This window comes from Microcoleus sp. C2D2 (genome assembly GCF_036702495.1).
Classification (GTDB): domain Bacteria; phylum Cyanobacteriota; class Cyanobacteriia; order Cyanobacteriales; family Microcoleaceae; genus Microcoleus.
This window is the reverse complement of the sequence record NZ_JAUBTO010000012.1, coordinates 32,989-59,185: the sequence shown is the minus strand read 5'-3', so window position 1 is coordinate 59,185 and position 26,197 is coordinate 32,989. Positions and strand designations below refer to the sequence as shown.

General features: G+C 46.8%; 26 protein-coding genes. 18 read left to right on the top strand and 8 right to left on the bottom strand.

Features of this window, described 5'->3' with window-relative positions:
* Positions 1-11: 11 nt before the first annotated feature.
* On the bottom strand, positions 12-1,457 hold the full coding sequence (locus tag QUB61_RS06810) for a serine/threonine-protein kinase (RefSeq protein WP_333125600.1): 1,446 nt from the start codon (positions 1,455-1,457) through the stop codon (positions 12-14).
* 146 nt (positions 1,458-1,603) lie between these two features.
* Positions 1,604-2,608, bottom strand: coding sequence for a LysR family transcriptional regulator (locus QUB61_RS06805; RefSeq protein WP_333125455.1), 1,005 nt, complete (start codon positions 2,606-2,608; stop codon positions 1,604-1,606).
* A 296-nt stretch (positions 2,609-2,904) separates the two neighbouring features.
* On the opposite strand from QUB61_RS06805, the gene QUB61_RS06800 reads away from it, so the two are divergent.
* The 3 genes from QUB61_RS06800 to QUB61_RS06790 all read left to right on the top strand — a co-directional run bounded on the left by QUB61_RS06800 (position 2,905) and on the right by QUB61_RS06790 (position 5,961).
* Positions 2,905-3,618, top strand: a complete 714-nt coding sequence (locus QUB61_RS06800; RefSeq protein WP_333125458.1) for an NnrU family protein — start codon at positions 2,905-2,907, stop codon at positions 3,616-3,618.
* Positions 3,619-3,662: 44 nt separating this feature from the next.
* Entirely contained in the window at positions 3,663-4,040 is a 378-nt protein-coding gene (locus QUB61_RS06795) for a thioredoxin family protein (protein ID WP_333125460.1), read from the top strand.
* Between the two features lie 853 nt (positions 4,041-4,893).
* Positions 4,894-5,961 carry a transposase gene (locus tag QUB61_RS06790; protein WP_333125463.1) on the top strand — a complete coding sequence of 356 codons (1,068 nt, stop codon included), beginning with the start codon at positions 4,894-4,896 and terminating at the stop codon, positions 5,959-5,961.
* Positions 5,962-6,073: 112 nt separating this feature from the next.
* On the opposite strand, the gene QUB61_RS06785 is transcribed toward QUB61_RS06790, so the two are convergent.
* Both QUB61_RS06785 and QUB61_RS06780 read right to left on the bottom strand, forming a co-directional pair.
* Entirely contained in the window at positions 6,074-6,235 is a 162-nt protein-coding gene (locus QUB61_RS06785) for a hypothetical protein (RefSeq protein ID WP_333125464.1), read from the bottom strand.
* Positions 6,236-6,323: 88 nt separating this feature from the next.
* Positions 6,324-6,467, bottom strand: coding sequence for a DUF6290 family protein (locus QUB61_RS06780; RefSeq protein WP_333125468.1), 144 nt, complete (start codon positions 6,465-6,467; stop codon positions 6,324-6,326).
* A 125-nt stretch (positions 6,468-6,592) separates the two neighbouring features.
* Here QUB61_RS06780 and QUB61_RS06775 point away from each other — a divergent pair, with 125 nt between their 5' ends.
* The 9 genes from QUB61_RS06775 to QUB61_RS06735 all read left to right on the top strand — a co-directional run bounded on the left by QUB61_RS06775 (position 6,593) and on the right by QUB61_RS06735 (position 14,826).
* A complete protein-coding gene (locus tag QUB61_RS06775; RefSeq protein WP_333125602.1) occupies positions 6,593-8,638 on the top strand; it encodes an NAD(P)H-quinone oxidoreductase subunit 5 in 2,046 nt (681 codons plus the stop codon).
* Between the two features lie 561 nt (positions 8,639-9,199).
* On the top strand, positions 9,200-10,786 hold the full coding sequence (gene ndhD1 / locus QUB61_RS06770; protein WP_445300199.1) for a photosynthetic/respiratory NAD(P)H-quinone oxidoreductase subunit D1: 1,587 nt from the start codon (positions 9,200-9,202) through the stop codon (positions 10,784-10,786).
* A gap of 277 nt (positions 10,787-11,063) precedes the next feature.
* On the top strand, positions 11,064-11,768 hold the full coding sequence (locus QUB61_RS06765; protein WP_333125471.1) for a response regulator: 705 nt from the start codon (positions 11,064-11,066) through the stop codon (positions 11,766-11,768).
* 191 nt (positions 11,769-11,959) lie between these two features.
* Complete coding sequence (locus QUB61_RS06760) at positions 11,960-12,232, top strand: hypothetical protein (RefSeq protein ID WP_333125474.1); 273 nt, start codon at positions 11,960-11,962, stop codon at positions 12,230-12,232.
* Positions 12,233-12,344: 112 nt separating this feature from the next.
* A complete protein-coding gene (locus QUB61_RS06755) occupies positions 12,345-12,593 on the top strand; it encodes a hypothetical protein (RefSeq protein WP_333125478.1) in 249 nt (82 codons plus the stop codon).
* A 171-nt stretch (positions 12,594-12,764) separates the two neighbouring features.
* On the top strand, positions 12,765-13,001 hold the full coding sequence (locus tag QUB61_RS06750) for a type II toxin-antitoxin system Phd/YefM family antitoxin (protein WP_333032448.1): 237 nt from the start codon (positions 12,765-12,767) through the stop codon (positions 12,999-13,001).
* Positions 12,998-13,381: a type II toxin-antitoxin system VapC family toxin gene (locus QUB61_RS06745; RefSeq protein WP_333125481.1), complete on the top strand. Its 384-nt coding sequence runs from the start codon at positions 12,998-13,000 to the stop codon at positions 13,379-13,381. The genes QUB61_RS06750 and QUB61_RS06745 overlap by 4 nt, the downstream gene beginning before the upstream one ends.
* Positions 13,356-13,574, top strand: coding sequence for a hypothetical protein (locus tag QUB61_RS06740; protein WP_333125484.1), 219 nt, complete (start codon positions 13,356-13,358; stop codon positions 13,572-13,574). The genes QUB61_RS06745 and QUB61_RS06740 overlap by 26 nt, the downstream gene beginning before the upstream one ends.
* Before the next feature lie 178 nt (positions 13,575-13,752).
* Complete coding sequence (locus QUB61_RS06735) at positions 13,753-14,826, top strand: M14 family metallopeptidase (protein ID WP_333125486.1); 1,074 nt, start codon at positions 13,753-13,755, stop codon at positions 14,824-14,826.
* Positions 14,827-15,087: 261 nt separating this feature from the next.
* Here QUB61_RS06735 and QUB61_RS06730 read toward each other — a convergent pair whose 3' ends face one another.
* Positions 15,088-16,080, bottom strand: a complete 993-nt coding sequence (locus tag QUB61_RS06730) for a Rieske 2Fe-2S domain-containing protein (RefSeq protein ID WP_333125489.1) — start codon at positions 16,078-16,080, stop codon at positions 15,088-15,090.
* 52 nt (positions 16,081-16,132) lie between these two features.
* Here QUB61_RS06730 and QUB61_RS06725 point away from each other — a divergent pair, with 52 nt between their 5' ends.
* Positions 16,133-16,945: a TetR family transcriptional regulator gene (locus QUB61_RS06725; protein ID WP_445300198.1), complete on the top strand. Its 813-nt coding sequence runs from the start codon at positions 16,133-16,135 to the stop codon at positions 16,943-16,945.
* 183 nt (positions 16,946-17,128) lie between these two features.
* On the opposite strand, the gene QUB61_RS06715 is transcribed toward QUB61_RS06725, so the two are convergent.
* Positions 17,129-19,624 (bottom strand): ATP-binding protein, encoded by a 2,496-nt coding sequence (locus QUB61_RS06715; protein ID WP_445300197.1) that lies wholly within the window; start codon positions 19,622-19,624, stop codon positions 17,129-17,131.
* A 334-nt stretch (positions 19,625-19,958) separates the two neighbouring features.
* Between QUB61_RS06715 and QUB61_RS06710 the strand changes: the two genes are divergently transcribed.
* Together QUB61_RS06710 and QUB61_RS06705 are read left to right on the top strand one after the other, a co-directional pair.
* Positions 19,959-21,368, top strand: coding sequence for an AAA family ATPase (locus QUB61_RS06710; RefSeq protein WP_333125495.1), 1,410 nt, complete (start codon positions 19,959-19,961; stop codon positions 21,366-21,368).
* Positions 21,365-22,051 carry an HNH endonuclease gene (locus QUB61_RS06705; RefSeq protein WP_333125498.1) on the top strand — a complete coding sequence of 229 codons (687 nt, stop codon included), beginning with the start codon at positions 21,365-21,367 and terminating at the stop codon, positions 22,049-22,051. The genes QUB61_RS06710 and QUB61_RS06705 overlap by 4 nt, the downstream gene beginning before the upstream one ends.
* Positions 22,052-22,202: 151 nt before the next feature.
* Here QUB61_RS06705 and QUB61_RS06700 read toward each other — a convergent pair whose 3' ends face one another.
* Positions 22,203-22,919 (bottom strand): LuxR C-terminal-related transcriptional regulator, encoded by a 717-nt coding sequence (locus QUB61_RS06700; protein WP_333125500.1) that lies wholly within the window; start codon positions 22,917-22,919, stop codon positions 22,203-22,205.
* A 99-nt stretch (positions 22,920-23,018) separates the two neighbouring features.
* Between QUB61_RS06700 and QUB61_RS06695 the strand changes: the two genes are divergently transcribed.
* Together QUB61_RS06695 and QUB61_RS06690 are read left to right on the top strand one after the other, a co-directional pair.
* Positions 23,019-23,693 (top strand): DJ-1/PfpI family protein, encoded by a 675-nt coding sequence (locus QUB61_RS06695; RefSeq protein WP_333125503.1) that lies wholly within the window; start codon positions 23,019-23,021, stop codon positions 23,691-23,693.
* A 1-nt stretch (position 23,694) separates the two neighbouring features.
* Positions 23,695-24,123, top strand: coding sequence for a DUF6220 domain-containing protein (locus QUB61_RS06690; protein WP_333125506.1), 429 nt, complete (start codon positions 23,695-23,697; stop codon positions 24,121-24,123).
* Between the two features lie 407 nt (positions 24,124-24,530).
* Here QUB61_RS06690 and QUB61_RS06685 read toward each other — a convergent pair whose 3' ends face one another.
* Complete coding sequence (locus QUB61_RS06685) at positions 24,531-24,758, bottom strand: hypothetical protein (RefSeq protein ID WP_333125509.1); 228 nt, start codon at positions 24,756-24,758, stop codon at positions 24,531-24,533.
* Between the two features lie 442 nt (positions 24,759-25,200).
* On the opposite strand from QUB61_RS06685, the gene QUB61_RS06680 reads away from it, so the two are divergent.
* On the top strand, positions 25,201-26,193 hold the full coding sequence (locus QUB61_RS06680; protein WP_333125511.1) for an ABC transporter substrate-binding protein: 993 nt from the start codon (positions 25,201-25,203) through the stop codon (positions 26,191-26,193).
* Positions 26,194-26,197 lie beyond the last annotated feature (4 nt).

Below are 26,197 nucleotides of genomic sequence, written 5' to 3'. Positions count from 1 at the left end.
TAAGTATCCGGTTAAAAGATATTAGAAAGTAACTTATAAACCAACCGAAAAATAGCTGTTCCAGCGATCGCCCCCAAAGCACCCAACCATCCCACAAACAACACGCCAGTGATGGGAGAATTTGGGTAAATCGCAACTGCCGCCGTCTGTAAAGCCGGGAAAAACCACAGCATAGCCAGAGTACCAGCGCCAATAATCAACATCTCAGTTTGTTCGATCGCCCTGCGGTACTGGCCGTAAATCAGGCCCGCCACAATCATCCCCAACAATCCGATACCAACGCCCGGAGACAGCGGCAAACTCGTAAGGGCGATCGCCAGCAGCCCCCCCTCAAAACCCGTAAACGCCGCGCCGGACAAAACCTCCCAAATCGAAAAAGTCGCTCTCTGCGAAGGTTGCAGCCCTCCAGGAGGTGTTGCAGGAACCCGTACAGGAGGCCCAGGAGTCGGTTGAATAGGTATCGGAGGCGGCGCCACCACGACTGTAGGTGGTTGAGAATGTTGTTGAGGCCGAGACATCAGAGCCGCTTCCACCTCACTCGCAGATTGAAAACGCTGGCTGGGAGCTGATAATAACATTCGATCGAGAACGTGAGCCAAACGCGAACTTACCTGCACCCGCGAATGCCAATTCCACTCATTTCTGTAACTATCAAACAACTCCGTCGGCTGCAAACCGCTCAGCAAAGTAATGCAAGTCACACCCAAAGCATACAAATCCGTTGCCGGATACACTTCTTGCCCGCTCATCTGTTCTGGGGGAGCGTAACCCAAAGAATAAATACCAGTCGAAGCTTTTGCACTCCCAACACTTTGTGTTACTTGTTTAACAGCCCCAAAATCTAATAAATAAAGCCGACCATTTTTAGCCCGCATAATATTAGCAGGTTTAATATCCCGGTGAATCGAACCGCGAGAGTGCACAAAATCGAGAATCTTCAAAATTTCCCGCAGCACCTCCACCGTCTGGGCCTCCGAAAACTTGCCTTTAACAGCTAGTTCATCCTCCAAATTTTCACCGTCAATAAATTCTTGAACCAAATAGAAAAACTGATCGTTTTTCCCCGGCTGCAAACTCGAAACAGTCAGCTCAAAAAACGCCAGCAAACTCGGAATTTGCGAATGTTCGTTTCCCAGCTCTTCCAGCACCGCCGCTTCCCGTTCAAAAAGAGTTTGAGCGATTTTTAGCTGTGCCGGAGTCAGACTTACCGACGGCTGCAAAAGTTTAGCAACGCACTGCCGCATCGCCGGAGTATAGCGGTCTCTGGCCAAAAACGCCGCCCCAAAACCGCCTTGACCCAACAACCTCACGGGCAAATAGCGGCCGCTCAAAATCAGGGGCATCCCGCAAGTCGTGCAAAACTTTTGCTGCACCGTTTTTAGCAGCGAACTGTCATCGAGGTCGGGAAAATAGTTTTGAGGGCGCGGGCAGCCCGGGCGGGTGCAGTAAACTTCCATTTTGGTTTGGTAATTGGTTGTTGGTAATTGGGAATTGGTAATTGGGAATTGGTAATTGGGAATTGGCAATTTTTCCCAGGGGTTATCAAACCAGATTTTAATCTCTCAACTAACCGCAAACTGCTAACAACCGGCGACCTAATAGATTAAGCTCCCGCCGAGTTGGGAGTTGCTATTTCTATGAATCCCAAATCGATCGCTGGGGGTTCTTTCTTCTCGTGGATGGTGGAATAAGTAGCAAAGGAAGGCAAAATTTCATTGCTGAAAGCCTCTGCTGCTTTAGAACGGTAGCGGTTGGGGTTGTAAATCAGCGACAAAATCCGAGTTACCAAAACTTCGTCCATTTGAGATTTGTGCAAGACGCCCATGAGCAACTCTTTTTCGATCGCCGAAACCGAGACAAAAGCAGCTCCCAGCCCCGACTGAACCGCATTTTTAATTGCTTCGATCGAGTTTAGCTCCATCTCAATTTTCAAGCGGCGCGTGTCAATGCCGCAGCGAGTCAGTACCTGATCGATTACTTTGCGGATAGTAGACTGGGAATCGAGGGAAATAAACTGCAATTTGTAAAGGTCTTCTTTTTGGATAGTTTCTTGTTGTACCATCGGGTGAGATGGAGGGAGAATCAGAGCCAGTTCGTCCTCAGCGTAAGGAACAATTTCTAAAGCTTCTACAAGTTCGGTAGGAATTTCTCCGCCAACAATTGCCAAATCGATTTGCCCGTTGGCCACACTCCACGCCGTGCGGCGGGTCGAGTGAACGTGAAGCTGTACCGCTACATCCGGGTACTTTTGGCGAAACATCCCGATCATCCGGGGCAGCAAATACGTCCCCGTTGTTTGAGAAGCGCCCACGATCAAAGTACCGCCTTGCAGATTTTGCAAGTCTTCCAGAGCTCGACAAGTTTCCTGGCAAAGCGATAAAATTTTCTCGCCGTAACTCAGCAGCAGGTGTCCGGCTTCGGTCAGTTGAGCCCGCCGCCCCCCCCGGTCAAACAGTGGCACGTCCAATTGTCTCTCTAAGTTTTGCACCTGCAAGCTAACAGCAGGCTGGGATACATAGAGGCTGTCTGCGGCGCGTTTGAAGCTTCCTTCAGAGGCGATCGCCTTGAGAATGCGTAACTGGTCTAAAGTGAAAGGAAGGTCAGACATATATCTAAATTGTCAGTTGGTGTAGGGGCGGGTCTTCTGTCAATCTCTGGGGTCAATCGACAAGCTGGTTCGATCGGCTGTGCAAAAGTCGGAGTTGACTTCGAGGCCAGTCATTTGACTGCAACAGACGCAACCTTACAGGCAGTTGTACTCGTCCTCGGTCCTCCGTCTTTAGTTGTGATCCGGTCACTAATGACAGATGACAGATGACAGATGACTGATAACCGCTGATTGCTCCCATAGATACTTTGTGACACAAATTGGCCGAGAATCAATAACTTTTCTTAATATTTGCAATGACGATCGACTTGGCGCTCGACTCCCACTTAGTTATTCTGGGCCTGTTACTGGTTTTTGCGATCGCCCACAGCGGTTTAGCAGCCCTCCGGCCCTCCGGTGAAAAGCTGATCGGGCCGAGACTTTACCGGGTTTTGTTTGCCCTTGTCAGTTTGCCGCTAGCCGTCATTCTGATTGTCTACTTTTTCAACCACCGCTACGACGGTTTGCAGCTTTGGCAAGTACAGGGATTACCCGGAGTTAAACCTGCTGTTTGGATACTTTCGGCAATTTCTTTTCTGTTTCTGTACCCAGCAACTTTCAACCTCCTAGAAATTGCCGCCGTCCAAAAGCCCCAAGTTCACCTCTACGAAGCCGGCATCATTCGCATCACCCGTCACCCGCAAATGGTTGGACAAGTGATTTGGTGCGTGGCCCACACCCTGTGGATTGGCACTAGCTTTACCCTCGTCACTTCCCTCGGTTTGGTACTTCACCACCTGTTCGGAGTGTGGCACGGCGACAGGAGACTTCAGGCTCGTTTTGGAGAATCCTTTGAAACCATCAAATCTCGAACCTCAATAATTCCATTTTTGGCAATCCTACAAAAGCGTCAAACCCTTGATTTGCTTGAGTTTCTGCGTCCTTCCTACGTAGGTGTAGTCATTTTTACGGGCCTGCTGTGGAAAATTCATCCTTTTTTGATGCGTGTCACTAGGAACACATACTGGTAGCATGATCCCTAGGATAGTAAAAAATTATTAAATTTTGAGGGATCATGGTGTTGTCGGTTAGCGAACGCACTTTTGCACAAGAGGTGTTTCAAGCCTCTACCCCCGTTTTAGTTCACTTTTCGGCGCCTTGGTGCGGTTTGTGCCGCGCGATCGACCCCACGCTTAAGACTTTTGAGTCCCAGTGGGCAGGAAAAGTCAAGCTTGTAGGGGTGAATGCCGATCAATGTTTCAAGTTGGCCCACACTTACCGGCTGACAAGTTTGCCCACGCTGATTTTGTTTGAGGGCGATAAAGTTCGATTTAGATTTGAACATTATCAAGGACGCGAGGAACTGCAGCGGACTCTGGATTCCTGGATGCTCGCGGCTCACGTAGCTTCCCCATCTCAACGGCTGCAACGCCAGGAAGTAGCCAACAGGTAACATCTTTAACTGGCATAGCTGTTAGATCCCCGACTTCTTAAAGAAGTCGGAGATCTGGGTCTTCTGTTTTTTTAAGTGGGCTTACTTACTGACCCAAAATTTTGGGTCCGGGGCCCCTTCTGAGCGTGGCCGGCTTTATGTTAGAATTTAATTGGTTGAAATACCCACCTAAGATTGCAGCGATATATACTCATTTTGAGTTGAAACCGGGACTGATCCAGTAATAGGGAAAGACTGAAGGGCAATGGTTAACATCCAACCTGGAAGCAAAATAAAAAGTATTGTTAATGTTTTTCAAACAAAACGATACATATAGTCGGGATAGGGCATTGCCACGACTTAAAATGAACATGGAGACGCTCGTAAAACTACTTCGGTAGTATTGGTCGATGAAGTGTTAAAAATCCCCGCACATGAAAGGTCGGGGAGTATGTCAAATTAGTGCAAGATATCAGTTTGAACTCACATCTTGCATCATTCTCGCTTAACAGGCCTTTCGGGCCTGTTCCACAAAGAGTGAATTTGATTGTGGGGTGGGCTATGGCGCTCCCGCCCTTGAAAGGCTGATTGAGAATGGTGCCCGATCTCAGTTTGAAGATACTCCTTTGATTGTTCGCTCGCGAGGAACCTTTGGTAAGCTTCCTCGTTTGGGCCAAAGGAATCAACTGAAACCTTGCTGATGGTTTCGCGGGTCATCGCTTCAATCTCTTCGGGAGATAAAGGCTGACGCTCACAGTAAGCAATTGTCACCGAAGAACGGGCGGGAAGCCCCTGGCTTCTGACATGGGGAGGAACCCTGCTGCGGTTTTAACCGCCTTGAACTATCTTTGTCATATGTGATACAATTGGCGGCATGAAACAAGTATTGACAGTAGCTTGCAAGATTGAAGTCTCTCCTGAAGTTGCCCCTAAATTGGACGAAACGCTTCAGGCGTTTTCTGATGCTTGCACCTATATCAATCAAACTGTCGATCCTAAACTGACAAATAAACCTCGCATTCAAGGCTTGGTTTATGAGCAGGTGAGGGAGCAATTTGAGCTGTCTGCTAACTTGGCGATTCGGGCAATTGCCCGTGTCTGTAGCAACCGTAAAACCGCCAAACAAAACGGCAAGCCTGTCCGAGCATTCAAACCAACTAGCGTTGACTATGATGCTCGGATCTTTGCATTTAGAGAGAAGGATTGGACAGTTAGCCTGACGTTGGTAGGTGGACGGGAGCGATTCAAACTCGCTATTGGCAACTATCAGCTTGGACTGCTTAAGGGAACTTCTCCTAGCAGTGCGACCCTGTGTAAGCGCCAAGATGGAAGCTACTACGTCAACATCCAGATTAAGTCTGAAGCCCCAGATCCCATGCCATCCAAACGAGTGATTGGCGTAGATATGGGTCGCAGAGATATTGCAGTTACCTCCATTGGGGATAAGTGGGATGGACAGCAGATAACGGATATCAGAGACAAATTTGTCAGAGTCAGAGCATCGCTCCAACAAAAAGCCTCGAAAGGCACAAGATCTACTCGCAGACGAGCGAGACAGATTTTGCAACGGCTGTCGGGCACAGAGCGGCGTTATCAGACTTGGCTGAACCATAACATCAGCAAATTGATTGTGCTGTCGGCACTTCAACACAATGCCATCATTGCGATTGAAGATTTGACAGGTATCAGAGAACCCACCAATCAGCAACCGAGAAACAAGACTGAACGCAGGCGCTCTAACAGTTGGGCATTTTTCCAACTGCGATTGTTCTTAACCTATAAGAGCGTCAAGTTAGGGGTTGAATTGGTTGCCGTCAATCCGGCATACACTTCTCAAACTTGCCACAAGTGCTTGCACATTCATCCGGCCAAAGGCAAGTCTTATCGGAGTGGCAAAGCGTTTAAGTGTGGGCATTGTGACAATCATTGCGATGAAACATGAAAATGGTTCAAAGGTAATTGAACTCGTTGGGGGTTCCGTAAACAACCCCAGAGGTTCGGTATTGTCTTGCAATCTTGCAGACCATATCAGGGCTACAGAAAGCCCCCGGCTTCTAGCCGTGGGGTAGTTTACAGACAAAACTCCTAATCTTGGCGATCGTACCAATCATCTGGAAAGCTGGTTTGCGGCCCCTTGAACACGCAAACCAGCTTTCCAGAATTCGACCTTCGGTTGGCTCAACTCGTTTCCATTCCCCATTGTGATTCTGTGCCATCTTTTGGCAATAAGATGGCAGATGTCGCAGAATGCCTATTCTTCCTCGGTATCGTCATTATCTTTGTCGAATAACGATGCAATAATTCTTAATTCTCCTTTGGTGGAATCAAAGTTTTGACCCAATCTCGAACAGCTTCGGACATTGAGATATTTCGAGACTCTGCATACTTCTTGAGGGCATGAAGTTCCATATCGGAGAGCCTTACCCGAATTATATTGGTGCGTTCCATGCCTACGATTGTAGGCTATAATCCCAAAAATAAATCAAGCATTGATGCCCAGTCGGGCAGGCGTGTGTCACAATTGTTTACAGTTTTGGCAATATCTAGTAGAAACTTTAAACTACCTATCAGTCATGGAACTGCTTTATCAATACGCTTGGCTGATTCCAGTCCTGCCACTGGCAGGCGCAATGCTAGTAGGTCTAGGCTTAATCACCTTTAACCAGGCAACCAACAAACTCCGACAAGCGAATGCGATATTAATCGTCTCCGCGCTCGGAGGGTCAATGGTACTCTCCTTCGCATTGCTGTGGAGTCAACTACAGGGCCACGCACCCTACACCCGCACTATTCAGTGGGCTTCTGCTGGCGACTTCTCGCTGAATATGGGCTATATCATCGACCCCCTGACGGCGGTAATGCTGGCGATCGTAACCACGGTCGCCTTTTTGGTGATGATTTACACCGACGGCTACATGGCTCACGATGACGGGTACGTGCGCTTTTACGCCTACCTGAGCATCTTCAGCGCGTCGATGTTGGGTCTGGTCATCAGCCCGAACATCGTTCAGATTTACATTTTTTGGGAACTCGTAGGTATGTGTTCGTACCTGCTAGTCGGATTTTGGTACGATCGCAAACCCGCTGCTGACGCTTGCCAAAAAGCTTTTGTCACCAACCGCGTCGGCGACTTCGGCCTGCTGCTGGGCATCCTCGGCATTTACTGGGCCACCGGCAGCTTTGAATTTGAGGTGATGGGCGAACGCCTGCACTCATTAGTCGAATCCGGTGCTCTTTCGGCGACTCTGGCGACAATCTTCGGCGTTCTCATATTTTTGGGACCAGCAGCCAAATCAGCTCAATTCCCCCTCCACGTCTGGCTCCCAGACGCAATGGAAGGTCCGACACCGATTTCGGCCTTAATCCACGCCGCGACAATGGTAGCCGCCGGCGTATTCCTGATCGCTCGGATGTACCCGGTGTTTGAAGGGCTGCCGGCAGTCATGAATTTGATCGCCTGCACCGGCTGTTTTACGGCATTTATGGGTGCTTCGATCGCCATTACCCAAAATGACATCAAAAAAGGCTTAGCCTACTCCACCATCTCCCAACTCGGCTACATGGTGATGGCAATGGGCGTCGGCGCTTACAGTGCCGGACTTTTCCACTTGATGACACACGCTTACTTCAAAGCAATGCTGTTCCTGTGTTCGGGTTCAGTCATTCACGGTATGGAAGATGTCGTCGGCCACAACCCGGCTCTCGCTCAAGATATGCGAGTCATGGGCGGCTTGCGGAAATATATGCCGATTACCGCTTCTTGCTTTTTAATCGGCAATTTGGCAATCTGCGGAATTCCGCCGTTTGCAGGTTTCTGGTCAAAAGACGAAATTCTCGCCAGCGCCTTCGCAGCAAATCCCGCTCTGTGGGCTGTTAGCTGGCTGACGGCCGGGATGACCGCGTTTTATATGTTCCGGATGTATTTCAGCACCTTTGAGGGCGAATTCCGGGGCAATAACAGCGCCATCAAGCAGCAACTCCTGCAACCCGGTGTTGTTTTTGGCCCTGGAGCGATGAACGTTAAGGAATTGGCATCAACTGGCGAAAGTCACGACGAACACGACCATTTCCCTCACGAATCTCCTCTGACAATGGCTCTGCCGCTAGTGTTGCTGGCAGTACCTTCTGTGTTTATCGGTTTTCTCGGTACGCCGTTTGCCAATTATTTCGAGCAGTTTGTTCGCGCTCCTGGCGAGTCTCTCGAAGAAGTTTTGGAACACGCTGCTGAGTTCAATTTGACGGAATTTTTGATTATGGGCGGAAGCTCTGTAGGTATTGCTTTGCTGGGCATTACTTTGGCTTCTCTGATGTATTTGAGCCGTAAAATTGATGCTGGGGCGATCGCCCAAAAAATCAAACCGCTTTACGAGTTCTCCCTCAACAAGTGGTATCTCGACGATATCAACGAATTTCTCTTTGTCAAAGGCAGCCGCCGTTTAGCGCGGCAAGTCATGGAAGTGGATTTGCGGGTCGTCGATGGTGCAGTCAACTTAACAGGGCTGATCGCCCTGGTTACGGGCGAAGGTTTGAAATACTTTGAGAGCGGTCGCGCTCAATTTTATGCCCTGATTGTGTTTGTCGCAGTTCTGGGTTTTGCGATCGTTTCGGGAGTCAGTTAAATCGGTAGGGACACGACCTTGTCCAAATGGTGTCAACAACCATGTCAAACCTAGTACGGGTCTGCTGTCTGACGATTAGGGTTCGATACCCCGGGCGCCCCCCATCTTAAGGGGGGGGATAGGAATCTACTCAAAGTCCCCCTTCTTAAGGGGGATTTAGGGGGATCTAGACTCAGGTAAAAGCAATATTTATCAAGGGTTTTAGGCTTAAGCTCACAGGCTTTGGGCATTGCCGTATCCCCACTAGGAGATATTTTTAGAAATGATATTAGGTTAATAAATCACAATTGACAATTAGCAAATATAACAATCCTTGCAGGAGTCATAAATTTTTTACCCCACCCCAAGCCTCCCCGATGCCTTGGGGTGGGAGTAAGAAATTCACAAATGATTTAGGATTGCTATAGGAATAAATTTTTCATTAAACTTAACTGTGGCGATCGCATAATTTGTCCAAATAAGAGCCAAAAAAATAGTTCCGTCTAAAGAAAGTATAAAATTTAGGCCAAAATTGCCAAAATGTGTTTAAACCTAATAACTGATGGCTCATTTTAAAACGCAATGGATACAGCTAACTTTCCCTGGTTGACAACAACAATCCTGTTTCCCATTGCTGCGTCCTTGCTGATTCCTTTCATTCCCGATAAGGATGGCAAGACGGTGCGGTGGTATGCTTTGATTGTCGGTTTGATTGATTTTGCTCTGCTTGTTTACGCTTTTTACACTGAGTACGACTTTAACAATCCGGGACTGCAACTGGTAGAAAGTTACTCTTGGGTGCCGCAACTCGATTTAAATTGGTCTGTGGGTGCTGACGGTTTATCGATGCCGCTGATTTTGCTCACAGGTTTTATTACGACTTTAGCTACTTTAGCAGCTTGGCCGGTCACTTTTAAACCGAAGCTATTTTACTTTTTGATGCTGGCAATGTACGGCGGCCAAATAGCAGTTTTTGCCGTGCAGGATATGCTGCTGTTTTTCCTGGTTTGGGAACTGGAATTAGTCCCGGTTTACCTGATTTTGTCAATCTGGGGCGGCAAAAAGCGCCTTTACGCAGCAACTAAGTTTATCCTGTACACGGCAGGGGGTTCGCTGTTTATTTTGGTTGGCGCGCTGACGATGGCGTTTTACGGCGATACGGTGACTTTTGATATGCGGGCGATCGCAGCTAAAGATTACGCCCCCAATGTAGAATTGCTGCTGTACGCAGGTTTCTTAATAGCTTACGGCGTCAAACTGCCAATTTTTCCCTTGCACACTTGGCTCCCTGACGCTCACGGGGAAGCAACCGCACCCGCCCATATGTTGCTAGCAGGAATTCTGCTAAAAATGGGCGGCTACGCTTTGCTGCGGATGAATGCGGGAATGCTCCCGGATGCTCACGCTACCTTCGCACCCATCTTGGTAATTTTGGGTGTGGTAAATATTGTTTACGCCGCCTTAACTTCTTTTGCTCAGCGCAATTTGAAGCGGAAAATTGCTTATTCTTCCATTTCGCACATGGGGTTTGTGCTGATTGGGATAGCTTCGTTTACTGATTTGGGAACTAGCGGTGCAATGCTGCAAATGGTTTCCCACGGTTTAATCGGGGCGAGTTTGTTCTTTATGGTGGGTTGCACTTACGATCGCACTCACACGCTCATGCTCGACGAAATGGGCGGTGTAGGGAAGAAAATGCGCAAGGTTTTCGCGATGTGGACTGCTTGTTCTATGGCTTCTTTGGCTTTGCCGGGAATGAGCGGTTTTGTAGCAGAATTAATGGTGTTTGTAGGTTTTGCAACCAGCGATGCTTACAATCCTGTGTTTAAGGTTTGCGTGGTATTTCTAGCTGCTGTCGGGGTGATTTTGACTCCGATTTATCTGCTGTCGATGCTGCGCGAAATCTTCTACGGGCCTGAAAATAAGGAATTGTCGGAGCACGAAGAGTTGGTGGATGCGGAACCGCGAGAAGTGTTTATCATTGCTTCGCTGTTGGTGCCGATTATTGGCATTGGTTTGTATCCGAAAATTCTGACTCAGGTTTATGATGCGACTACTGTACAGTTGACTGCTAAGTTGCGCGATTCTGTGCCGTCGCTTGTGGCTAAGGCTGCTGCGGATAAAACTGTGTCTCTTCGTGCTCCGGCGATCGAGCCGAGCAAGTTGTAATTTGAACGAAATGTAGGAAGAAAACCCCCAAAATCTTAGAAAGATAGAGTTTGGGGGTTTTCTATTTTTATTGATAGACAAATCAGGGAAACTTTGGCTCTCAAGCAATTTGGAGTTGGGTTTGAGAAATAAAATGGGCAGGCGGTAAATGAGGGCGATCGGAGTGTTAGACCGCAACTGCGATATAATTAATAGTTATGTGGCTCAGTCTTTGGTGGAGGCGTATTGCAAGGTTATTTGTTCGTGCTTGGTACTTCACATTTTGGTTAGGTGAACAGTGAGTGTTGACGATATCGTTAAGCTATTCGACGCTATTACAAAATTGCTCAGCGTCCTCATCTGGCCGGGAGTAATTTTGTTCATCCTGATCCGGTTTGGTCAGGACTTGCGTGAGTTCTTCTCAAGCTTGGGGGAGCTATCGCTTAAAGGGGCTGGATTTGAGGCCTCCTTAAAGAGAAAACAAGCCGAAGTTGTTGCTGCTCTGTCTGCTGCTGCTGCTGCTGCTGCTGCATCTAAACCTAATGAAGATAAGACTCGTGAGAGCGTTGCGAAAGAAGCGATGATTGCTGCAGATGTTGTCGCTGAAGTTGTTACACCTCGCGCCCTAAGACGTGCGAGTAGATCGACAGTCCTTTGGGTGGACGATAACCCCAATAACAATAGCTATCAACGCCAAGCACTTGAAGCGATAGGAGTTAGTTTTGTGTTGGCAAAATCGACAGATGAGGCGCTAAAGAAAATTTCTAAACAACGTTTCGATGCAATTATTTCCGACATGGGGCGACCACCTGATTCCCGGGCAGGTTATACGCTTCTCGATAAGCTACGATCTAGTGGGGATCAAACTCCATTTATCATTTATGCTGGTTCAAGAAATCCAGAACACGTTGCGGAGTCACGCCGTCACGGTGCTATGGGATGTACTAATAATGCAAACGAGTTGTTTGAGATGGTATTGTCTGCGTTAGGTCGCGTCGCATAATAACCCCAATGTACACCGACCGCTGAGAGCTTATCTATTGAGTGTACTGAGAACAACTTAATTGATATTATTCCTTTCTCGATCGAGCAGGGAATAACTATTGATGATGTGCGTCAAGGTATGCGATCGAGCTAAGTAAGTGAGCTATCATATCCATAATAGGATCAAAAGTTACAAAAAAGGGCAAATGTATGCAAACAATCCTTTTGAGTCGTGAAGAAGTCGCGCGTCGTGCGAAACATATGTATGAGAGCACCATCCGCCAAAAAATTGAATTAGAAGAGAATATTGGCAAGATGGTCATCATTGATATTGAAACAGGTGACTACGAAGTTGATAAAACTGGGCTAAAAGCCGCACGTAGTCTGATGGCAAAGCATCCGTATGCTCGACTTTTTGGCATTCGTATTGGTTACAATGTGGCTGCTTCGTTGGGTGGTGTAATGGAGCGTGTCAACAACTGATTTCTGGTATTGTGACCGATCGGCACGCGATCGTCGCGTTGACGTTTCTCCTCCCAAGCGGCTCTACTTTCCCGATCGAGTTTGTCATAGATACGGGCTTCACTGACTACCTATGTTTGCCACCGGAGGCAGTTACCTTACTGGGGTTGCCGTTCCTGTACGATATGCCTGTAAACTTAGCAGAAACAGTGAAGTCCTAGTAGCAGTTCACGAAGCAATCATCCTTTGGGACGGGGAAGAACGAGAAGTTCGTGTATTTGCTACAGGGCGAAGGCCTCTGATTGGAACTGCTTTGCTGGACGAGCAAGAACTTGTGATTCAGTTCACTGAGGGGGGGTTAGTGACGATTGATGAGTTGTAGTTTCCAACGCTCGATCGCAAAACCCAATACTTCAAAATTACCATTTGGTCGATCGCTCTTTAATTCACTAATTATGATTCAAGACTTATCCTAACTGCGAGCCTACGCTCCATCATCTACAATTGAGTGAGGCGGAGTATTCTCAATTGAGCTTTATACTGAGGAATTTTTATGTTGAACGTGACAGTTGACGAAATTCAGCGCGATCCTTCAAAGTATCTGCGTCAAGTGGAAGCAGGTGCAACTTTTGTTATCCTGCAAGCAGATAAGCCGATCGCCGAACTAAGACCTATTTCTAGCAGCAAGCAATTACGACCATTCGGTTTGTGTGCAGGCGAGTTTACCGTTCCAGATGATTTCGACGCTCCTTTGCCGGAAGATATCCTCAGTGCATTTGAAGGTAAATGAAGATTCTGCTAGATACGCACATCTTTTTATGGTTCATCAGTGGTGACGCCCAGTTATCAACAGATGTTCGAGATGCAATTCGCGATCCAGATAATGAAGTATATTTGAGTGCTGTTTCAGTCTGGGAAGCAATTGTCAAGTACCAGTTGGGTAAGTTACCTCTGCCGGAGCATCCCGAAACATATTTACCCAAACAGCGCGAACTTCATCAAATTGTCAGTCTTTCTCTTGATGAAAGTAGCGTAGCTCAACTGGCTAAACTGCCACCATTACATCGCGATCCATTTGACAGAATGCTTATCTGTCAAGCTTTAGAGAATGGTCTGACTATTGCGACAGTTGATGGGGCAATTCGTGCCTACTCGGTCAGCGTTATGTAGCAGTTCACGCTTATTTGCCGTCGCACAACTTCATGACGCCATTCACGATCGCAAAACCCAATACTTCAAAATTACCAGTAGGTCGATCGCTCTTCAATTCGGTATTGCGATCGCTCTCGGAGTTTCTAGCCTTATTGTTCTGCGAAGAGTGCGATGTTTGTCAAGGGCGATCGAAGTGTTAGACCGCAACTAAGCTGTTGCGGCATTTAAATTGTATGTTAAAAAAAATCAAAGTCTTGTGGGGTGGGCGTCCCGCCCGCCCTGAATATACAATTTAAATGCGCGACAGCTTACAGTATAATTAATAGTTATGCCATATGAGTTATCTTTTCAGGCATAATTGTAAGGTTACTCGTGGGTAATGAAGATTTATGAGCTATTCAGAAGCATTTTCACCCAACTACATTACTGCACGAGAGCGATTTCGAGCAGCATCTTCATCTTTGGGTTATCCGCACAGAGCCTATCCAATCGATCGGGTCAGTCCAACTGGTGAAGAATTAACTATTGATGTGGCGATCGCTGGTTCTTCAAACCCACGACGATGTGTAGTCATTTCTAGTGGCTTGCATGGAGTAGAAGGCTTTTTGGGTTCGGCAATCCAACTTACCTTATTAGAAAAGCAGCAACTTCTCACATCGTTGTCACCTGATATTAAAGTTGTACTTATTCATGCTCTGAATCCTTATGGTTTTGCATGGCGACGACGCTGGAATGAAAATAACATAGATTTAAATCGTAATTTTTTATTGTCAGAAGAAGTTTTTGATGGCAGCCCAAAGGATTATCCTAAATTCAATTCTTTTTTAAACCCAACTTTACCTCCATCACGCTTTGAACCTTATATTATTCAAGCTATCTGGCTGATACTGAGATATGGAATGACCAGTTTGACAAACACTTTTCCTGTAGGGCAATACGATTTTCCAAAGGGGCTTTTTTTTGGGGGTCATGCTCCATCCAAAACTCAAGAGATTCTAGCTAGCAATTTGCCCCAATGGATTGGTAATGCTTCAGAGGTAGTGCATATTGATTTCCACACAGGTTTAGGACGCTCGGGAACATATAAGCTTTTGCTTGACACATATGCAACATCAGAATCTTGTTCAAGACTAGCTCAACGATTTGGAGCAGAAACAATAGAGCCTTTCAGCCCAGAAGGTGTGTCATATAAAATTCGCGGTGGATTAGGCACTTGGTGCCAAACTCTTCTACCAGAGTGTCGCTATGATTTACTAACCGCAGAATTTGGCACTTACTCAACGATTCAAGTCTTGAAGGCATTGCGGGCGGAGAATCGTGCTTACTGGTGGGGTAAGTCAGACCAGAGCTATGAATGGACAAAAGACCAGTTGGTAGAAATGTTTGCACCCATATCTCGCAAGTGGCGAGAACAATGCTTAACTCAAGGACTCGATCTTTGTAAACGAGCCTTGATTGACTGAAGGAGTTGCGAGGGTAAGCGCTCGCAATACCGAATACTTCAAAATTACCAGTAGGTCGATCGCTCTTTAATGCTGTGCGAGCGCTCTTTTAGTGTTTAGTCTTAATTTTTCTTGTTTCTATACTTGGTAGAATACAAGAGAATACTAACGGAACATTGGCTTCAAACCTTGCTTCACAGAATTCTAGGCAATCCAAATTTACTTCCCAATTTGACTGCTTAAGCTATCGGTGTGGCATGACCTTGAAGCCATCTTCAGTATCTACCTTGAAAGATTAGGCTCCCTCACATTTGGAAAGCTTTCAAAATTGCGTCGTACCCAGTCCATCCCCACTTCATTATTGAGTTTAATTTTCTGAGGCGTATCGGGATAAATTTTTCCTAAAATATCCGCATCTTGATCCACGACAACTTTGCCAAAATTGAGATACGTCCCCCCCAACACCTTAAATATAGGATGCTTTGCTTGACCGAACAGCAAAATATAAGTCCGTGTTCGATTCTCGGCTTCTGGTACGAATATATGACACTGTGCAGCTTTGCCGAATGGCATTTCTCCATGAAAAATTACTAGGGATGGGAAATGATTTTCTAGGTGCGCTTTAATTGTGCTGGGCAGTAGCAATAAATCTGGCTTTCTGAGCTTTTCTACCAAGCTGTAAGGGGCAGTAGGCATATCGTAAAACGCATGGGATTGATGTCCTTCATCAATGAATTGATGAAATTCCACATCGGTAATCCTAAACAAGTCCCGGTGAGTGCCGTTTTGATGATTATAGTCGTGCATATTTAGCAGCATGGTCAGCAAATCCGTCTCGATACTGCGATCGGCGGTATGCCCGATGAAGTAGTAAGTTTCTGCGATTTCCTTGAGCACATTGGGAATGGGGACTTGCGGCTCGTATCCCCCATAAGACCAAATGAAGTCATCTTGAATAATCAGCTCTAACGGTTTTAGTAAGGGCAATGTTTTTTTATTAGATCCGGGTAATACGGTGCAGCCTTCAGCATCAAACTTCAGGGCATGGAACGGGCAGACGACACCGCTTGTGCGATCGCTTTCGGCTTCGCACCATCCTTCCGACAGCATTGCTCCCATGTGCGGACAGGCATTGGGCAAGGCATGGATGGTTCCGGCAATATCTTTCCACACCACATAGTCGGTGCCATACAAGGAAATTTTTCGAGGTTGGTTCGCTGCCAGCATTGACTTATGTGCCAACAGCCAAGGCGCACCGGGAAGCATAGACTGCATGGTGTTCTCCTTTAGACATAAAATTGTGAGAGATTTGTCGCTTTTCTAGAATATGACAGAATATTCACATTCGTCAAGCAGTTTGCGCCGTCAACCGAAACAGCAGCGCGGTAAAGAAAGAGTCGAAAAAATCTTGGATGCTGCAGCAGCAGTGTTTGACGAGGTGGGCTATTGGGAGGCGACTACCCATCTAATTGCAGCAAAAGCAGGGACAGCCATCGGTTCTCTGTATCAGTTTTTTCCTGATAAAGCTGCCATTTTTAACGCAATGGAGCTGCGTCATGCCGATCGGGTTAAGGCGATGTGGGCGCAGGCGAACACAGCGGAAATCATTCAATTACCGCTGCGTGAAATGATCCATACCCTTGTCACTGCTGTTGCAGAGATGTTTGAACAGCCTGTATCGCGGGTGGTGTTCGTGCAGTTTTATATAGCGCGCGAGATTTTCCAGTCGATCGATGAAAGTATGACTCAGGAAGCGATCGACTTTATGGCGAGTCTTTTGCAGCAGAGAAATCCCAGCTTGGGGGAGGCGCAATGTAGCTTGTTAGCGGAGGTTTGCGTTCACAGCAGTAATGCGGTCATTCTGTCGGCACTTCGCAACCCCGATCGACAGCATCGCCAACAACTGGTACAGCAGATTGAGGACTTGTTGGTGTCGTATTTAGAGTCGTATGTGGGGGAAGGTCGGTCAAGCCATGTAATGAAAGTAATGAAATGTCTTCATTGTCAATCGGAGCAGTTGTCCAAAAACGGTTATCGACGGGGGAAGCAGTGCTATCGCTGTAAGGAATGTGGCAAACAGTTTGTAGAGAATTCCCAGCGATCGGTTATTTTGAAGATGAATTTGGTCGATCGAACGTGAGTACAGGCGATCGCTCTCTTAATTTCTATAATTATTGTTATACGGAGAGTGCGATCTTTGGAAAGGGCGATCGCGCTTCTAAAATTCTTACGGCTTGAGATCGAGCAGTTGGCGGTAATTGACACCCTGATTGATTGTTGTACCGCCTCAGATTGTTTGAGGGCTGCACTGAACCCGAAGTGGTTAAGATTCAGCAGCGATCGGGAATCCTGAAATTGTCTGTTGCCGAATAGGGATCTGAATCACAAACTCAGTGCCTGAGCCAGGTGTAGAAAAACACTTGATTTGACCGCCATGTTTTTCAGTAATGATGTGATAACTAATCGACATTCCCAAACCCGTACCTTTACCCATGGGTTTGGTGGTGAAAAAGGGGTCAAAAATGCGCCGCTTCACTCGGTCTGGCATACCGATGCCGTTGTCAGCGATCGCCACCTCCACCCATTGATTGTCGATCGCAGAAGTCCGAATCGTAATTTGGTTCGGGGCGTCTTTAAGCTCCTGATAGGAGCGTTTGCTATTCATCTCATCTAAGGCATCCAGGGCATTGACCAAAATATTCATGAATACCTGATTGAGTTGTCCGGGGAAACATTCCACCTTGGGCAATTTGCCATAGTCTTTGATCGTTACCACACCTGGACACTCTGGTTTATCTTTGAGCCGGTGTTGCAAAATCAGCAATGTACTTTCAATTCCCTCATGAATATCAACATTTTTGAAGTCTGCTTCATCCATGCGAGAAAAGTTTCGCAACGAGACGACAATACCGCGAATTCGCTCGGTGCCTACCCTTATAGATGAAATTATCTTTTGGGTATCTTCAGTGAGGAATTCCAAATCGATTTCCTCTGCCATTGCTTGCACCTCTGGATCGTTGCTGGGATGGCGCTGTTGATAGAGTTCTATCATCTGCAGCAGATTTTGGGTATATTCCTCCAGGTGGGTGAGATTACCGTGGATGAAGTTGACCGGGTTATTGATTTCATGGGCAATTCCCGCAACCAACTGTCCCAAGCTAGACATTTTTTCGCTTTGGATAACTTGCATCTGGGCTGTTTTTAGTTCGTTTAGGATCGTCTCTAGTTCTTTAGCTTGCACAGTCGAGGAAATTGCTAGTTCTTCGATCGCAGCAACCTGGGGCAGAGTTGTCCAGCAAGCAATCGCCACTCCCACAAATGCCAGCGTCATCAACACAATAATCAGCAGATAGGGATTGCTGGTTCCGGCTTCTACCCGCAGCCTGGAGCGGATCAGCCAACTGATCGTCGCTGTACCACAAATCAGCGCAATCAAAATTCCGACCTGAAGCACCACAAAGTATTCGTTTTTAGGAGCAGTTACTGGCTTGCTATGGAGTCTATCCCACCACGGTAAATGCAAAGATGCCCAAGGAATCCGCAGAATCGCAGCGTCGAGCGCAATCACTGCTAACGGCAACAGCAACCCGAGGCCAAAATTCATCCATCCCCAGCTAACACCACCCACCACCAGGGAAAAGAAATCCACCACCAGTAATGCTAAGGATAGTCGCCCCCAACGCACGACTGGATCGTGGCGCTGCATCCACAGCCCCAAGTGCAACCCCATGATAGAAATAAATAAACTCACCCCTGACACCACGATAATTCGAGTCGTGTTGCCCCATACTAAAAATCCTAAACTACAGATAAAGCTTAGCAGCAGCGCGGGTTCTAGGGCACCCCGACGGGACGCTGCGCCAAACACTGGAGACAACAGCCCATCCTGCGCGAGTTGGAAAAGGATGCGGGGCGTATTGCAAACGCTAGTCGCAGATCCCAACAAATAGGTAGCCGCAACCAGCAATGTGACTATGACAGGGGCAGCGTCTCCCCAGAAAGGCTTGGCAGCCACCAGGAAATTGCCGTACAAATTGCCTTCTAAACCGGGATCGGTTGCCAACTGCAACAACACTAAAGTGCCACCCACAAACACCAGAGGCATGAACCAGGCAACCCAAGACAGCGCCTTGAGGGTATCTTTTGGGTGGACACTGTCTGCTACAAAGGATGAAGCTGTATCACAGCCATAGAAGCCATAAGCGGCAAACAAGTACCATTTCAGCCAGCCCTGGACACTGATGGTATCAATGCTGCTGGGCAACAGTCCGGGGCTTTGGGGCGAAAAGGCAAGCCAGCCTAAACCCTGAACGCAGAAGAGGAGTAAAAAGCCGATCGAAGGAAAGATAAAAAAGAGGTGCAGGATGGCGACGGCGCGGGTGCCACTGAATGCTAAAAAGTAAGCGATCGCAGTAAAACCGATCTCAAACACTTTTTCTGGAATATTCAGCCCCATCGGTTCTAAATGCAATTGGATCAAATCTGTGATGACGATCGCATTAATGGGCGGAAAGGAAACCCACCCCAAGTAGTAGGCAATCCCCAAGTACCGGGAAAGAGCAGGGTAACGATGGAGCAATCGCGTGATGTAATTTGGTGTTCCCCCAGATACATCTGGATATTTCTCACCCAAACTCTGAACTTGAAGGTTAAACAGAATTCCGACGATAACACCAGGAATCCAAACCAACAGCGATGCGGAGCCAATTTCTGCTTGCATCGACGGCGCTAAGGCAAACCACATCAGATATCCAACCACACTAAAGCCCCAAGCTTCTGCTGAGGACATGGTGCGCCGGAGGCGATTGAGAAATGGCACACGATCTATTTCCATAACAAGCAGATAGGAGTAATCCTATTGTGATACACTTGTAATTTCCCCAGCCCAGAAAAAAAACACCTACCTAGTGTTTCCTTCTCGGGCCCAAAATTGTCAGCTCGATTTGATCTAGCGGTGAAAGATTGAGGCGTAATCAGTTGAGGTTGCTAGCGATCGCCATACTCAATACCCAATAATTCAAAATTACCAGTGAGTCAAGCGCCATTCAATGAGCGTTCGTAAGCGTTGCCCTCGAAGAGGATCGTTCTTTTAGTTTCTAGTGCGATCGTTCTTTTTTGTGAGACATATAGATATCCTATAATTAAAGCTGTTGGTGTCGTACTACGATAATTTCTATGCTACAAATTACAAGCTGAATAGCGATCGACAGTGGGACATTACCATGAGAATTGACCGAGTAGAAATCGAAAACTTCAAGAAATTTTCAGACTATACCCTTGACTTGCATCCCCAATTTACCTTGCTAGTTGGGGACAATGGCACAGGTAAAACGACGATCCTCGATGCTTTGGCGATCGCGGCTGGAATTTGGCTGGTCAACTCCCCCGACACAACCCTCAACAATAGCGGCCGTAACATTCTTCCCTCAGAAATTCGCTTAGAAGCGATCGAATCCGACACCATCACCCAATTTATAGAACGAAAACCCGTCCAGATTAAAGCGATCGGCACGATTAACAGTCAGCCAGTCCAATGGCTCAGACAAATCAAAACTAACGGCTCTAGAACCTCCAACACAGAAGCCAAACAAGCTCTAGCAATTATCTCCACTTTATTTCAACAGGTGGAAGCAGGCGAAAAAATTTGGCTACCCATCATCGCCTACTACGGAGCAGGTCGAGCTTGGCTACCCTCCAACAAACGTGACCCCAAAGCCACTACCCAAACCAGCCCCGCCCGCCGTTGGGATGCCTTCTATGACTGCTTTGAAGAACGGATTAGAATCGCCGATCTCCATACTTGGTTTCAGAAAGAAGCGATCGCTTCGGTCAATCGACAGGGACAAATGCGCCCTGGTTACAAGGTGGTAAAGTTGGCTATTTTGCGTTGTATTCCCAATGCAGATGACCTATGGTTTGACCCAGAGCGATCGGAAATAGTTGTTTCTATCCAAAGCAACCCCCAACCATTTAGTAACCTTAGTGCAGGTCAAAAAATGATGGTAGGTCTAATTGCCGATATTGCCATCAAAATCGTTACTCAAAATGCCTCTTTCCTATCAGAATATATATCTAGTCAAAAATTGCCTCTGATTTTGCAAGAAACACCAGGGCTAGTCCTAATTGATGAAATAGATGTACATCTCCATCCGAAATGGCAACGTCAAGTCGTAGATGACCTCAAAACGACATTCCCATCAATTCAGTTTGTTTGCACCACCCATTCACCCTTTATTATTCAATCGATCGCTCAAGGTGAGTTGAGAAGCTTCGAGATTGAAGATATAGAGTCTCTAGAATACGAAAACCAATCGATCGAAGACATTGCCGAAGATATTCAATTGGTGGAAGTTCCGCAACAAAGTTTAAAGGCTCACGAACTAAATGAAGCCACAGAAAGATATTTTGAACTACTCCAAAACCCAGAAGAAAGCCACTCTGGGCAACTAGAAGCAGCAGAAGCAGCCTATCGCCAAGCAGTGGAACCCTTCTCCAGTAATCCTGGATTAAGTGCATTGCTCAAGCTGGAGGCAATGGCTAAGGCTAAGGAGAGATCCCAATGAGACCTGTGGAACGCGGAGTAGCCCCCAAAATCTATATCCGATATCAAGATGCGATTGGAGATCTTGAAGAACGATTAGGCATCTATTGCAGCTATTGCGAACGTAGTCTCCCTGTAGGTCTGGCAGTCGAGCATATTATCCCCAAAGTTTTGCATCCAGAGCTGGAAACTGAGTGGACTAATTTTTTATTGGGTTGTACCAACTGCAACTCGGTTAAAGGCGATCGAACCGTTGAAATTGACAACTTTCTCTGGCCAGATCGTGATAATACTTTGCTTGCTTTTGTTTACTCAAAAGGTGGGTTTGTGCGGTTAACCGATAATATGAATAACCAGCAGAAAACTAAAGCGCAAGCATTGCTAGATTTAGTAGGTTTACAACGGCATCAAGCCTCTGGTTGGGCTAGGCCAGCACCAAGGGATAAACGATGGCAGCAGCGTGAAGAAATATGGACAGCAGCAGAAAAATGTAGAGATCTTTTTGAAACTTTAGATCGATGCGTTCAAGCTAGAGATCTGGTGCTGGAATTTGCTCAAAGCAAGGGTTTCTTTTCTGTATGGATGACAGTATTTGATAATTATCCCGATATGAAGAGAGAATTGATTAAATTGTTTCCAGGCACTGCGATGTCCTGTTTCGATTCAGATGGAAAACCGATCGATCGCCCAGCTTCGATAATCTAGGAAATATTGCTATTAAAAGAACTTCCGAATGAGCCTTTGAAAATGCGATCGAAGATGTCCTCCCAGAACCGATCGCCATTAGGGGATGAGAACGCATCCTTCTGTCAGCATGGCACCGAGGGAGAGACCAAGCCAACGTGTTCCGGGGAGTTTAATGTTTCATTTTTACACTTGACAAATGGTATTTTGTCGCCGAAAGCTCTGCAACCATTTCTGCACGAGATGAAACCTCAAGCTTACGGAACATTCGCTTCAAAGCTTGCTTCACTGAATTCTCAGTAATCCAAAGTTCCCTCCCGATTCCTGCGTTGGTTCGCCCCAAAGCAACCAATTCGGCAATTTGCAATTCACGAGGCGTTAGGCGTGAGGTCTTCAAAGGTTGGTGTTGCGATTCCCTACGGGATAGCTTCGCCGCGCGTACTGTTGCAGCCCAAACAGACAAATGCAAACATATCGCACTCAAATCCGCTAGATTTTCTGTATCGAAGGCGGGCATTGACCGATCGCGCGTACAACCCACTACACCCATTAATTGACCGCGGCTGACGATCGGCCCCGCCATCACGTGCCAATGATCGGGTCGGGGACAAATTATTGTCCAAACCTTGGGAGATGCCACCAATGCTTCATGGACAGGAGCGTGACGCTCCACTAGATAACGCACAACAGGATTATGTTCGATTGATAGTCCAATTTGCAGTGTTTTCTGAAGATTGCTATCTACCAAGGGCAGTCGATCGAAGAAAAAGATTCCCGATCGCTTAGCTGCAAAATACTCACCGATTTTGGGCACGACTTGCGATCGCAAATCTTGTTCATCCGTCACCTGGTCGATTTCTTTAAATAAAAGCTGCAAGGAAATTGTCATGCTGTCAAAAAGAGTACCCGATCGAGGACTAGGCGAAGTCGGTTGCTACTTCTAGTATAAGGACAGATTTAATCGCAATCGCCCCAAGGAGATGAATTCATGACTGACTCACAAAAGCATATCATTGGTTTGGTATTTTATCCTGGCATGACATCGCTGGATATGGTGGGACCACAGCAAGTTTTTAGTGCATTGCCAGGTGTCCAGATTCATCGGATCTGGAAAACGCTAGATCCGATTAAAACCGATGACGGCATGATGGTTTTGCCTGATACCACCTTTGAAAATTGCCCGCGCTTGGACGTTATCTGTATTGGCGGCGGCTTGGAGCAAGGCGCAGTAGAAGACGATCCAGAGATACTAGCATTTCTTCGCAAACAAGGCAGCACCGCCAAATTTATCACTTCTGTCTGCGGTGGATCGGTATTTCTGGCGAAAAGCGGACTGCTGTTCGGCTATCGAGCCGCGACTCACTGGGCAATGCGCCAACAACTCGCAAATTTGGGCGTTGAGGTTGGCACAGAGCGCATAGTAATCGATCGCAATCGTATTACTGGTGGAGGCGTGACAGCAGGTATCGATTTTGGCCTGACGATCGCTAGCATCCTTTGTGGTGAGGAAGTAGCCAAGATTATTCAACTATTGCTGGAGTACAATCCCGCCCCGCCATTTGATGTCGGTTCGCCAGAAAAAGCGGGGGCTGAGTTGGTCGATAAGGCAATCTTATTTTTGCAGGGGATATCGAGTTTAGAAGTAGCAAAACAGGCAGTTTGACATGAGCACAACTTCGGAAATCGATCGCGGTCGTACTCCCACACATTGGGTACAGATAGGTTTTTATACAACTTCAATCGTCTTTAACCTCTGCTTGATTGCTCAGTTATTAACAGTTGGAGTTGCCTACTTCAATGACCCTTCCTGGTGGAATATTCATGTTTGGCTAGTGCGAGGCTATGGTGGATTGTCATTAATATTATGGGGATGGTCATCGCTCGCCCCATTCTCACGCAAAATACGACATCTCGCTGCCACTTTACCTGTGCTGCTCGGGCTGCAATTTGTCAGCATTCATCTCAAAACGCCACTCCATCTAGAGGTGTTCCATCCTCTGATTGGATTTTCGCTCCTCTATGTTTCTTCAACCCTTGTACACAGCACATCGCGCATTTTATCACCCACCAACCATCAGAATGAGCAAGCTTGAGAGTTAGAAATGACGCAAGATGCAATCTTTACTCCCTTCTTTGCAACAGTGCAGCACTTATCCACTTTGGCACAATTGATTAACCTCGCTCAAATGAGCTAGAAGTTATCAACAGTCGCCGAACAATGAGCGTGCAGCGGAAAGCCCGCCCTGTTTCTGCCTGTGTGTTCGGGGTCTTGCGGGGCGGTATGCCACTGAACCGAGCCCTTAGCTCGCGATCGCAATACCCAATACTTTAAAAATACCAGTAGAGCGATCGCCCTTCAATGTTAGTCATTAGTCATCAGTCATTAGTCATTAGTCATCAGTCATTAGTCATTAGTCAACAGTCAACAGTCAACAGCCAACAGTCAACAGTCAACAATGATAAGGAGTGCAACCGGAATCGATATTAGTTTCTAGCCTGATTATTCTGCGAAGAGTCCGATATTGGTCAAGGGCGATCGCACCGAACAAGTTTTGATTCGATCGCGCTCTGACAGGCAAAAAACATAGCAAGAAAACCCCCAAATTAAGTTTAAAAATGCGGTTTGGGGGAATTCGTTGAGGCTCCGAAGCATTCTCATCCGGCTAATATCGTTACCGATCGCGATCTTGGACGGAATTTTCCCATGTGATATCAAATCCGTTAGCATCGAAATTATTCATCTCTCTCTTCTCTGACTCTGCGTTAAGAGCGTACTCTGCGGTTTAATCATTCCAATGCAACCGGAATTGATATGAATGAACCGTGGATTGCAGCAGCCCAGGAACCGCCACAGCAACGAACCCCTCAACTCCCGGAAGCGATTCGCATCGCAATATCGGCGTACTGTAGAATTTCTCACCACATTTGCCGACAGATGAATCGGTGAATTCTGATGTGCGGGAATCAGCGGCGATTTCTTGATTTTGGTTGAATTTGGTAATGAATTATACGCGAATAGAATAGTTCTATTTTACATTTGTTTTGGGCGTTTTTTCAGGTAATGACATCCAGAAAAGTTCTTGCTATCATCGACAAACAACAGCGTTGAGGCTGCATAGATGAGTGGCAAAGCTCAGACCGGGACTAGACAATTATTGCGCAGGTGTTGGTTGACCTTAACGAAATGGCGATCGCTCAGTGTCCTCTGCGTTTTGACACTGGCGGTTAGCCTGATTGTGAATGCTTGTAGCCTTGCACCACAACAATTAGCTCCTTTGCGCGTTGGCATCACCAGTTGGGCAGGATTTGATATTGTACTTTATGCTCAGGAAGCAGGCTTATTCAAACAGCGCGGATTGGACGTGCAACTCATTCGATTTGAGAATCAACAAGATTCGACTCGCGCCATGCTGCGCGGTACTCTAGACGCGACTTTTGTCTCTTTGTGGGATGTGGTGCAGTCTGATTCGGGTAGTGACAAGCCTGTCGTGCTGATGGTAACAAATATTTCTCACGGGGCTGATGGTATTGTTGCTCAACCTGCAATCAAGTCAGTGGCAAACCTTCGCGGTAAAAGAGTCGGAGCGAAACTGGGAACAGTGAATCATCTGATTTTATTGGAAGCCCTCAAGTTGCACCAGATTAAACCCGCAGACGTCAAGATTGAAGATATTTCTAACGAAACAGCGGTTAATTTGATGCAGCAGGGACGTTTAGATGCCGCCGTGCTCTGGCAACCGCTTCTAGGCGAAACTGCCCAAGCAATCAAGGGGAATATTATTTTTACCACTCAGGAATTTGATAGTTTAGTTATTGATACCTTGGTTTCTCGGTCAACTATTATTCACAATAAAAAAGCTGAATTGAAGCAATTTATTATGGCTTGGTTTGATATTATGAGTGCGGTGGAAACAAAGCCTAAGGTCGTGTTTCAAAAAGTTGCTCAAAACCTGGGACAGAAGGGAGAGGCTTTTGCTAAAGATTACGCTGGTCTGAAAAAGGGTGACATTGCCATGCAGCAGAAGATGTTTCTGTCTGGTAGGTTGCCAGAGGCGATCGCTCAAATGGCTGAACTATTAAAATCTGACCCTCGTGCCGGACGGATGCCGCGTCAGGATGTGGAGATTAACACTGAGATCGTAACTACAGCAATCAATGAATAAAAAT

Coding starts and splice junctions, on each gene's coding strand:
- QUB61_RS06810 (WP_333125600.1), bottom strand. CDS start 1,457: ATGGAAGTTTACTGCACCCGCCCGGGCTGCCCGCGCCCTCAAAACTAT.
- QUB61_RS06805 (WP_333125455.1), bottom strand. CDS start 2,608: ATGTCTGACCTTCCTTTCACTTTAGACCAGTTACGCATTCTCAAGGCG.
- QUB61_RS06800 (WP_333125458.1), top strand. CDS start 2,905: ATGACGATCGACTTGGCGCTCGACTCCCACTTAGTTATTCTGGGCCTG.
- QUB61_RS06795 (WP_333125460.1), top strand. CDS start 3,663: ATGGTGTTGTCGGTTAGCGAACGCACTTTTGCACAAGAGGTGTTTCAA.
- QUB61_RS06790 (WP_333125463.1), top strand. CDS start 4,894: ATGAAACAAGTATTGACAGTAGCTTGCAAGATTGAAGTCTCTCCTGAA.
- QUB61_RS06785 (WP_333125464.1), bottom strand. CDS start 6,235: ATGGCACAGAATCACAATGGGGAATGGAAACGAGTTGAGCCAACCGAA.
- QUB61_RS06780 (WP_333125468.1), bottom strand. CDS start 6,467: ATGGAACGCACCAATATAATTCGGGTAAGGCTCTCCGATATGGAACTT.
- QUB61_RS06775 (WP_333125602.1), top strand. CDS start 6,593: ATGGAACTGCTTTATCAATACGCTTGGCTGATTCCAGTCCTGCCACTG.
- ndhD1 (WP_445300199.1), top strand. CDS start 9,200: ATGGATACAGCTAACTTTCCCTGGTTGACAACAACAATCCTGTTTCCC.
- QUB61_RS06760 (WP_333125474.1), top strand. CDS start 11,960: ATGCAAACAATCCTTTTGAGTCGTGAAGAAGTCGCGCGTCGTGCGAAA.
- QUB61_RS06755 (WP_333125478.1), top strand. CDS start 12,345: ATGTTTGCCACCGGAGGCAGTTACCTTACTGGGGTTGCCGTTCCTGTA.
- QUB61_RS06750 (WP_333032448.1), top strand. CDS start 12,765: ATGTTGAACGTGACAGTTGACGAAATTCAGCGCGATCCTTCAAAGTAT.
- QUB61_RS06745 (WP_333125481.1), top strand. CDS start 12,998: ATGAAGATTCTGCTAGATACGCACATCTTTTTATGGTTCATCAGTGGT.
- QUB61_RS06735 (WP_333125486.1), top strand. CDS start 13,753: ATGAGCTATTCAGAAGCATTTTCACCCAACTACATTACTGCACGAGAG.
- QUB61_RS06730 (WP_333125489.1), bottom strand. CDS start 16,080: ATGCAGTCTATGCTTCCCGGTGCGCCTTGGCTGTTGGCACATAAGTCA.
- QUB61_RS06725 (WP_445300198.1), top strand. CDS start 16,133: ATGACAGAATATTCACATTCGTCAAGCAGTTTGCGCCGTCAACCGAAA.
- QUB61_RS06705 (WP_333125498.1), top strand. CDS start 21,365: ATGAGACCTGTGGAACGCGGAGTAGCCCCCAAAATCTATATCCGATAT.
- QUB61_RS06700 (WP_333125500.1), bottom strand. CDS start 22,919: ATGACAATTTCCTTGCAGCTTTTATTTAAAGAAATCGACCAGGTGACG.
- QUB61_RS06695 (WP_333125503.1), top strand. CDS start 23,019: ATGACTGACTCACAAAAGCATATCATTGGTTTGGTATTTTATCCTGGC.
- QUB61_RS06690 (WP_333125506.1), top strand. CDS start 23,695: ATGAGCACAACTTCGGAAATCGATCGCGGTCGTACTCCCACACATTGG.
- QUB61_RS06685 (WP_333125509.1), bottom strand. CDS start 24,758: ATGCTAACGGATTTGATATCACATGGGAAAATTCCGTCCAAGATCGCG.